Source organism: Arthrobacter sp. P1_B9 (assembly GCF_056406495.1).
In genome coordinates, this window is the sequence record NZ_JBFUAA010000012.1 from 113,336 (window position 1) to 122,603 (window position 9,268).

General features: G+C 68.7%; 8 protein-coding genes. All 8 read right to left on the reverse strand.

Features of this window, described 5'->3' with window-relative positions:
• Positions 1-53: 53 nt before the first annotated feature.
• Positions 54-1,733 carry an amidohydrolase gene (locus AC1D1A_RS16360; RefSeq protein WP_476870799.1) on the reverse strand — a complete coding sequence of 560 codons (1,680 nt, stop codon included), beginning with the start codon at positions 1,731-1,733 and terminating at the stop codon, positions 54-56.
• A 116-nt stretch (positions 1,734-1,849) separates the two neighbouring features.
• The gene (locus AC1D1A_RS16365; RefSeq protein WP_476870798.1) at positions 1,850-4,825 is read right to left on the reverse strand and encodes a DEAD/DEAH box helicase; all 2,976 of its coding nucleotides are present in this window, start codon (positions 4,823-4,825) and stop codon (positions 1,850-1,852) included.
• 24 nt (positions 4,826-4,849) lie between these two features.
• Positions 4,850-5,644 carry a twin-arginine translocase subunit TatC gene (tatC, locus tag AC1D1A_RS16370; RefSeq protein ID WP_028275586.1) on the reverse strand — a complete coding sequence of 265 codons (795 nt, stop codon included), beginning with the start codon at positions 5,642-5,644 and terminating at the stop codon, positions 4,850-4,852.
• Positions 5,645-5,692: 48 nt separating this feature from the next.
• Entirely contained in the window at positions 5,693-5,962 is a 270-nt protein-coding gene (tatA, locus tag AC1D1A_RS16375; RefSeq protein ID WP_018772900.1) for a Sec-independent protein translocase subunit TatA, read from the reverse strand.
• Positions 5,963-5,997: 35 nt separating this feature from the next.
• Positions 5,998-6,393: a hypothetical protein gene (locus AC1D1A_RS16380; RefSeq protein WP_476858558.1), complete on the reverse strand. Its 396-nt coding sequence runs from the start codon at positions 6,391-6,393 to the stop codon at positions 5,998-6,000.
• Between the two features lie 5 nt (positions 6,394-6,398).
• Complete coding sequence (locus tag AC1D1A_RS16385; protein WP_476948181.1) at positions 6,399-8,447, reverse strand: helix-turn-helix transcriptional regulator; 2,049 nt, start codon at positions 8,445-8,447, stop codon at positions 6,399-6,401.
• Positions 8,448-8,555: 108 nt separating this feature from the next.
• Complete coding sequence (locus tag AC1D1A_RS16390; protein ID WP_028275583.1) at positions 8,556-8,951, reverse strand: FKBP-type peptidyl-prolyl cis-trans isomerase; 396 nt, start codon at positions 8,949-8,951, stop codon at positions 8,556-8,558.
• 48 nt (positions 8,952-8,999) lie between these two features.
• The coding region (locus AC1D1A_RS16395; RefSeq protein WP_476948182.1) for an FKBP-type peptidyl-prolyl cis-trans isomerase at positions 9,000-9,268 on the reverse strand (269 nt) is incomplete at its 5' end.

Sequence of the window (9,268 nt, forward strand, 5' to 3'; positions counted from 1 at the left end):
GAAATGTTTCCGCTCCGTGCGCTGGATGACGGGACGGATCAGGCGCCAGGTGGTCAGGCGTGGAGGGCGCCGCTGGCATAGAGTTCCTGGCCGTCCCGTACCGTCAGGAGGCAGGCAGGATCGCTGCCGGTGTCCAGCGCCGGCAGCAGCGGGGTGCGGGCGCGCGGGTCGGTGCTCCACGACTGCACGCGCCCGTCGGCCACCTGGACCATGAGCTCCTCAACCTCCCAGACCGCAAAGCTGGCCGGAGCGCCCGGCACCAGTTGCCCGGCCATGGGGTTGGGGTAGCGGGCTGCCCGCCAGCCGGCCCGCGTGTGGCCGAGGAACGCGGCGCGGGCGGAGATCTGTTCGGCGGGATTGGTGTGCTGCAGGCACGCTCGCACGCTGGACCACGGCCGGAGCGGCGTCACTGGGCTGTCGCTGCCGAAGCAGATCGGCACACCGGCCGCGTAGAGGCTGCCAAAGGCATTCATTCCCAGCCGGCGGGAGCCGAGGCGCTGCTGGTACAGGCGGTCCCCGCCCCCCCACAGGGCGTCGAAGACCGGCTGCGCGCTGACGCTGACCGAATAGCGGGCCAGCCGGCTGATGGCCGCGGCATCCGCGAGTTCGACGTGCTCGAACCGGTGCCCCGCGGCACGGACGCGCTGCTCCCCCACCTCAGCCGCGGCGAGGTCGAGGGCGTCGAGGGCCGCGTCCAGGCCGGCGTCGCCTATCACGTGGAAACCCGCCTGGATCCCCAGGAGGGAGCACGCCGCGAGGTGGGCGGCTGCCTCGGCCACGGAGAGGTACAGGTTGCCGCGCTCTCCGGGCGCGTCAGTGTAATCCTCCCGCAGGGCGGCGGTCCGTGAGCCGATCGAGCCGTCGATGTTCAGGTCACCGGCCAGGCCCAGTACAGGCAGGCCCAATTCGTCCAGGATGGACTGGGCATGTTCGGCGGATCCGGCGAGCTCGCCCCAGTACGGCAGGATCTCCGGCGCTGCCACGCCTTCCACCCCGGTCGGTCCACCGCCGGAGGTGCTGTTCCAGGCCACCGCGAGCCGCAGGTCCTCGATGCTTCCGATATGCGGCGCGGCCATCTCGGCGAGGGCCACGTAGCCGTTGGCCGCAGCCTCGGCGAGGGCGCGCTGCTGGTACGCGCGCAGGGCGTCCGCCGGCAGCCGGCGGGCCGCCAGGCGGGCCGCTGTGTGGGCGTCGCGTTTGACCTGGCTTCCGGCGCCGCCGCCGTCGAGCCCGTCCAGTCCGGCCGATGCGGCCAGGGAGTTCGATACCAGCGCCGAGTGGACATCCACGCGGGACAGGTAGACCTGGCGGCCGCCGGCCGCGCGTTCGATTTCGTCCCGGGAGGGCAGGGCAGGATCGGCCCAGGTGGTCTCGTCCCAGCCGTGGCCCAGGACGGGACCGTCCGCGCTGGAAGCGGAGGCGGCGGCGACGGCGTCGAGCAGTTCAGCGGAGGAGCGCACCCCGGCCAGCTGGAGGCCCTCCAGCGCGATTCCGGTTTCCGTCAGGTGGATGTGGGAGTCGACGAAGCCGGGTGCCAGGAGCGCGCCCTGCAGATCGATCACCTCCATGGAGGAATCGGCGATGGACGTGGCGGCCTGCTCGGAACCGACCCAGGCGACGGTGTCGCCGTCAACCAGCATCGCAGTCGCAAAGGGATCGGCAGCTGTGTAGACCGAGCCGTTGCGGTACAGCGTGACGTTGCGGGGGGCTGGGGCGGCCGGCGAATCGGTCATGGGGCGGGAACTCCTTGTTGCTGGGGCCGGCCGAGCGCCGACGGGTTCGAAAATCTGGGAGGCCGCGGCAGCGGCCCAGCGAGTGGTGCAGGGAGCGGGCCGGTCCGGCCCGCGCCCTAGGCCACGGAGGAATAGGCGACGACGCCGCGTTTGACGAGTTTGATGGCCTCCGCGCACAGCCGCGCAATCCGGGGGTCGAGGTTCGGGATGTCGGCGAGCTGGTCCAGGAGGTCGATCACCTGTTTGACCCAGCGGACAAAGTCGCCCGCGGCCAGGTCGGTGCCGCTCAGCACGTCCTGGAGGTGCCGGCCCTTGGCCCATTTGAAGATCGGCCAGACGAGGCCGAGCTCGGGCTCGCCAGTGAGGGGCAGCTTGTTGGCTTCCTCGACGTCCTCCAGCGCGGACCATTCGCGGACCACGGTGTCTACCGCGGATTCCAGGGACACGCTCGGCATCTTGGGCCGCAGGCCGCGGTCCTCACGCTTGGCCTGGTAGACGAGCACACTGGCCAGCGCGGCGATCTCGGCGGCGTCGAGGTCGTTGAAGGCCCCCATCCGCAGCGACTGCGAAATCAGCAGGTCCTTTTCGCCGTAGATCCGCCGCAGGCGTTGCCCGTCCGGGCTGATGGACAGCGCGCCGGTGTCCGAGGTTTCCAGGTAGCCGTAGCCCGTCAGGACGCCGCACACACGGTCGAACGTCTTGGCGATGGTGTTGGTCCGGCCCTGGATCTGGCGGATGAGCCCGTCCGTTTCCTGGCGGAGTTTCCACCAGCGTTCGGACCACCGGGCATGGTCCTCGCGTTCGCTGCAGCCGTGGCAGGGGTGGGCGCGCAGTTCCCGGCGCAGCTCGGCGATCCGCTTCTCCTGGTTGGGCGCAGCGGAGGCCCGGCCGAAGTCGTCGTCGCGGCGCGGCGGCGCCGGCGGCCGGTGCTCGCGGATGGCGTTGCGCACCGAGGAGGCCAAGTCGCGGCGGGATTTGGGAACCTTGGCGTTGAAGGTCTTGGGAATCCTGATCCGCGTGATCGGCGACAACGGACCCTCGACGTCGTGCAGGCCAATCCGGCGGAGCTGGTTGTCCAGCGTCATGACGGCGGGGCGGGGCTCGCGGGATTCGTGGTCGGAGCTGAGCACCACCGCGAGCCCGGGCGACTTCCCGGCCGGAACATCCACCACGTCGCCCGGAAGCAGCCTGCTCAGGGAGTCCTCGGTCAAGGACTTCCTGGCCCGGGACGTGCTCCGGGAAGCCATGGTTTCGGCATCGCCCAGGGCCCGCCGCAACCGCGCGTATTCGGTGAAGTCGCCCAGGTGGCAGGTCATGGCCTTGCTGAACCCGGCAATGGATTCTTCCCGGCTCCTGACCTGCCGGGCCAGTCCCACCACGGAACGGTCCGCCTGGAACTGGGCAAAGGATGATTCGAGGATCTCCCGGGCGCGCGGCCGGCCGAACTGCGCCAAAAGGTTGATCGACATGTTGTACGTGGGCCGGAAGCTGGAGTTCAGCGGGTAGGTCCGCCGTGAGGCCAGGCCGGCGACGGCGGCCGGATCCGTTCCGGGCTGCCACAGCACGACGGCGTGGCCCTCGACGTCGATGCCGCGGCGGCCGGCGCGGCCCGTCAGCTGGGTGTACTCCCCCGCCGTGATGTTGACATGGGCCTCGCCATTGAACTTGTCCAGCTTTTCGAGCACGACGCAGCGGGCCGGCATATTCACGCCCAGGGCCAGTGTTTCGGTGGCGAAGACGGCCTTGACCAGCCCGTCGACGAACAGCTTCTCCACAACCTCCTTGAAGGTCGGCAGCATGCCGGCGTGGTGCGCGGCGAGCCCGCGGAGCAGGCCGTCCCGCCAGCTCCAGAAGCCGAGCACATCGAGGTCATCCGAGGGGATGTCCTGGGCCGCCTCGTCGACGCGCCGGGCGATGATCTGCTGTTCGGCTTCGCTGGTCAGCCAGAGTCCGGCCGCGACACACTGGGCCACGGCGGCATCGCAGCCGGCGCGCGAGAAGATGAAGGTGATGGCAGGCAGGAGGTCCTGCCGGTCCAGGCTGGCGATGACCTGCGGCCGGCTGGCCTTCCGCACCGGGCTGCGCTGTGCGCCCTGCGGTTCGTCCCGCTGGCTGCGTTGCTGCCGGCGCTGGTTCCGGCCGCCGTGGCCGAAGCGGCCACGGAAATTCATCTGGCTCTCGGCCCGGGCCATGGACAGCAGTTCCGGGTTGACCTCGAAGCCGGCCCGCCCGGGCGCTTCCGAGGTGACGGCGGCCGCCGGGCCCCCGACAACAGCCTCGGCTACGGCGTCGGCGGACGCCTCACTGGCAGTTGTCTCACTGGCAGTTGCCCCCCTGGCACTTGTCCCACTGGCAGTTGCCCCACCAGGCAGGGCGATCTCGTCAAAGCTCGTGTCACCGGCAAACAGGTCCACGATCTTCCGGCCCACCATGACGTGCTGCCACAGCGGCACCGGGCGGTGCTCGGAGACGATCACATCGGTCTGCCCGCGGACGGTGTCGAGCCACGCACCGAACTCCTCGGCGTTGGAGACCGTGGCACTCAGTGACGCCACCTGGACCTCGCTGGGCAGATGGATAATGACTTCCTCCCACACAGCGCCGCGGAAGCGGTCGGCGAGGTAGTGGACTTCGTCCATGACCACGAAGCCGAGATCATCCAGGGTGTCCGAATCCGCGTAGAGCATGTTGCGGAGCACTTCGGTGGTCATCACCACCACCGGGGCGTCGCCGTTGATGCTGGTATCTCCGGTGAGCAGGCCCACCTGGGCGGCGCCGTACTTGGCGGCCAGTTCAGAGTACTTCTGGTTGCTCAGGGCTTTGATGGGGGTGGTGTAAAACGCCTTGAGCCCACGCTGGAGGGCCAGATAGATGGCGAACTCCCCCACAATCGTCTTCCCGGCGCCGGTGGGGGCTGCCACCAGCACGCCACGGCCGGCCTGCAGGGACAGGCATGCTTCGCGCTGGAAGTCATCGAGTTCAAATTCGAGCGAGCGGATGAACCCGCCCAGATAGGTCTTGGCTTCAGCAGCCCGCTCGACGCTGGCGCGGTAACGTTCGGACGGTGATTCCGGCCCGGGGTGTGAGGACATGTTTCCAGCCTAGTGCGCGAAAGGCTAGAGATTCTCCAGCTCGGAGCTGGGGGTGGCGTGGTCGGCGGTGGCTTCGGTCTCGGCGTCGCGTTTGACGGCGCGCCGCTCGCGCCGGCGGTCGTTGAGCAGGCACAGCCCGATCGCGGCGAAGAACAGCGCCAGCATGGGGCCGGCCAGGTAGAACATGCTCATGGCGTCGGCGCCGGGAGCGGCCATCGCGGCGAACAGGCAGACCAGGAAGACTGTGATCCGCCAGCTCTTGAGCAGCTGCTGGCCCTTGATGAGCCCGGCCAGGTTCAGCCCGAACAGAACCACCGGGAGGAGGAAGGCGATGCCGAAGGCGAGCAGCAGCCGCAGCACGAAGGACAGGTACACCTGGGCGCTGATGAAGTTGGAGCCGCCCGACGGCGTGAAGTCGGTCAGGACACGGACCGCGTTGGGCAGCACGAGCCAGGCCAGCAGGACGCCGCCGACGAAGAGCGGCACGGCCGCCGCCACGAAGGACAGGGCCAGGCGGCGTTCCTTCTTGTGCAGCCCCGGCACGATGAAGGCCCAGAGCTGGTAGAGCCAGACGGGGCTGGCGATAATCAGGCCCAGGAACACGGAGACCTGAATCATGAGGTCGAACGAGCTCGCGACGCCGTCGAAATTCAGGGTCGCCTGGCGGCCTTCGTGTTCATTCAGGTCGCGGATCGGCTTGATCAGCGCCGCCAGCATTGGCTGGTAGACAAGGAAACCCACTACCGTCCCAAGGACGACGGCGATTGCCGCCTTGAAGAGCCGGTTGCGCAGCTCTTTGAGGTGGTCGAGGAGCGCCATCCTCCCCTCGGGGTTCGATCGACGGCTCATGGTTACTGCCATGCGGTCTTAGGCGCGGGTCGACGGCGGAACGTCGGTTCCGTCGCCCGTGCGGCTTTCCGGTGCGCCGGCCTGCGGGTGGTTGATGACCCGTCCTTCAACCGGCTCGGAGCCATCCTTGGCATCGGTGGTGCCGTCCTTCTTCATTTCCCGGACTTCCGACTTGAAAATGCGCATCGACTGGCCCAGGCTGCGGGCCATGCCCGGCAGCTTCGGCGCAGCGAACAGCACCAGTGCCAGAACGATGATGATGATGAGATGCCAGCCTTCAAGCCTCATGGGGAGAGGTCCTTTCGTTTGAATACATCCTATGTCTAACGCGTTTCGATGTCGCGCAGTGCCTGGGGTTGCCCGCGGTCCTTCTTGCGTTGGATGCGGCGCAGCCGGCGGGCGTTTTGCCGGGCGAGCTTGGATGCGTGGTAATCATGTCGCATCCGCGCGGGCGAGGCAAAAATGGCGTCGCCGGGCGCCGGCCGAAGGGACTCGTCCGCGCTGACCGGGTCACCAACGCCGGCCGCTGTCGAACCGGCCGCTGAAACGGTGCCGGTGCCCGCTGGTGAAGGCAGGGTGGAAAAGCGGTCCGCGGCTTCACCCAATTCGGTGAGCGTCGTCGTGGCCTGCCGGAACAGCCGGAAGCCGAGCACGCCGAAGAACAACAGCGACAACGCGACAAGCGCTATCCAAATAACGATCCAGGACCACCAAGGCATGCTGATCAGTCTATCGGGCGATCCGGGAAGGCTTCGTATTGCGTCAGGGCCGCGGCGAGCCACTCCCGCGACGCGGCCGCGAGGGCCTCTGGCTGCAGGATCCGGACCATCCCGCCGTGCTGGGCCACGAACATCGGCAGCCAGTCCGTGCTGCCAAACCGGATTTCGGCGAGCATTCCGCCGCCAGGCAGGGCCGCGGTCCGCTCGGCGTAATAGTCGTCAGCGAGGCCGGTGCCGCGGGGCGCGAGTTCCACCACGACCACCGTGTCGTCGTCGTTCGGGGTGAACAGTTTCACCGGAAAGCTGTCCGCCGGCTTTGCCGTCGCGGCCGCCCGCCGGCCGTTGGGCTCAAGGGCTTCGATCCTGTCCAGCCGGAAGTTGCGGAGGCCCTGGGCGGAGTGGCAGTACGCCTCGAGGTACCACGTGTTGTCCAGCGAATAGAGCCGCAGGGGGTCCACGTCGCGTTCGGACACGGCGTCGCGCTGCGCCGAGAAGTACTTCAGGTGCAGCTGCGCGCCGGATTCGAGGGCGGCGCGGGCGGTGTCGAGGACGGCGGAATTGCCGGGGGCCACCTCGGGGCCGGAGAGCGCCGCCGCCTTGACGCCTTCCTCCCCCGCCGCGGCCATGAGTTTCAGCGTCACCGATTCCAGGGCGCCGCCTTCGGCCAGTTCGGGCAGGCTGTTGAGGGTCTCCAGGCCGGTCAGGAGCGCACAGGCCTCGTCCACGGTGAACCGTACGGGGCGGGTCAGGTCCAGGGCCTGGGTGATGAATACGTGGTCATCGTCCCACTGGATGTCCAGCAGATCGTCGGGGTACCCCTCCGGCAGGCCCGAGCAGATCAGGATCCGCAGGTCGTCCTCGAGTGCCTTGCGGGTGATGCCAAACCTGGCGGCGACCTCGCTGATGTGCAGTCCCTGGTTGTGGACAAGGAACGGGACGAGTTGCAGCATCCGCTTGAGCTGGTCCTCCGAGGTTCGTTTCCGGGTACGGCCGGCGCGGCCCGCCGCCGGGAAGGCCACATCCGGCAGGGGCCTGTCGGCGAACTCGGCGGCTGCCGTGAGGCGGCGGTGGACGGCGCCGGCGAGTTCGGGAGGTGAAATCACGGTGACGCGGGGACCGTAGGAGGCCAGCTCCTCGCCCAGAGTCTCGGCATCGCGAAAGGGCACCGCGAGGCGGTCCGTCCCGGCCGAATGCCCCGGTGTTCGGGCTTCCGGCGCTGCGGCTTCCGGCGCTGCGGCTTCCGGCGCTGCGTCCGGAAGCGGCTGGGCGCGTTTGCGGAGGCCCAGGAGCCGCCCGTGTTCGACGTCGACCACGGCGCTCTGCACCGGCAGCTCGGCCAGGCCGGCCAGCTCGGCGCGGACGTTGAACCCGGCCGGCGGCGTGAAGCTCTCCTTCTCCAGGACGGTCACTGCGGACGTCAGGCGGGACAGGCGGAAGAACCGTTTGTCCCCCCGGCCCCGGTCGTGGCCCACGAGGTACCACTGGCCGAAGCGGCTGCCCAGGCCCCAGGGCTCCACCAGGCGTTCCTGGTCCTGGCCGGTGCTGCCGGCGAGGTAGCTGAACCGGACCGGGTGCTGGGCGTGTATCGCGGCGACCAGGTCCTCGAAGGCCTGGCCGGCGGGGCGGATGCGCGGCTGGACGCCGGTGGGGAGTTCGGCGTCGACCAGGCCGCCGGCGGCCTGCAGCTTCCGGACCGCGTCGACGGCGGCGGAGCCGAGGGCGGCGTGCTCCCAGAGCTGGGCCGCGAGGATCAGGACCGTGCACTCTTCGGGGGTGAGGGTGACGTCGGGCAGCCGGTTCGATTCCTTGCCGATCCGGTAGCGGGTGGTTGCCGGGTCGTCGGAGCCCCAGCCCGTGTCCGTCACGGCCTCGACGTCGAAGCCAAACTGGCGCAGCTCGCCCTTGTCGCGTTCGAACATGCGGCCGAAGGCGACGTCACTGCTCGTGGTGTCGTGGTAGACCTTTTCGCGCAGCTCGCTGCGGCGCAGGCCGTACTTGGTGTTGAGCAGGGCGATGAGCAGGTTCAGGAGGCGTTCTGTACGTGAGGCGGACACCCCGCAAGGGTACTAAAGCCGGTCGCGGAAAATGACGAAAGCGCGGCAACAGCCGGAAGAACTTTTCCGATTGTTACCGCGCTTCGTTCCCCGGGGGGCGGGTGGGGACTAGCGGACGGCGACGAGGTCCACGACGAAGATCAGGGCCTCGTTGGGGCCGATCGCCCCGCCGGCGCCACGGGAACCGTAGGCAAGCTCGGACGGGATCTCGAGCCGGCGGCGGCCACCGACCTTCATGCCCAGCAGGCCCTGGTCCCAGCCCTGGATGACCTGGCCGACGCCGACCCTGAAGTCCAGCGGCGCGCCGCGGCCCCAGGAGGCGTCAAATTCTTCACCGGTGGACCAGGCGACGCCCACGTAGTGGGTGGATACGGTGTCGCCGGCTTTGGCCTCGGCGCCGTCCCCTTCGATCAGGTCGGTGATGACCAGTTCGGTGGGGACGTCTCCTACGGGGAAGTCAATTTCCGGCTTCTCGCGGTCGAGGTTGCGCTGTCCAAATGACATGGTTACTCCTTTGAGGTGACGTGTAGTGGTGGCAGTTGTAGCGGTGGATTACTTGACGCCGAGGATATCGACGACGAAGACGAGGTCGCCCTTCGCGTCGCCCTGGCCCTGATCTCCGTAGGCGAGGTCCTTCGGGACGACCAGGAGGACGCGGGAGCCGACCGTCTTGCCGGTCAGGCCCTGGGTCCAGCCCTTGATGACGCCGGTCAGCGGGAAGGTGGCCTTCTTGCCACTCTCGAAGCTGGAGTCGAAGACCTTGCCGGTGGCGAGGGCGACGCCGACGTAGTTGACGGTGATTGTGTCGGTCTCCTTGAGGG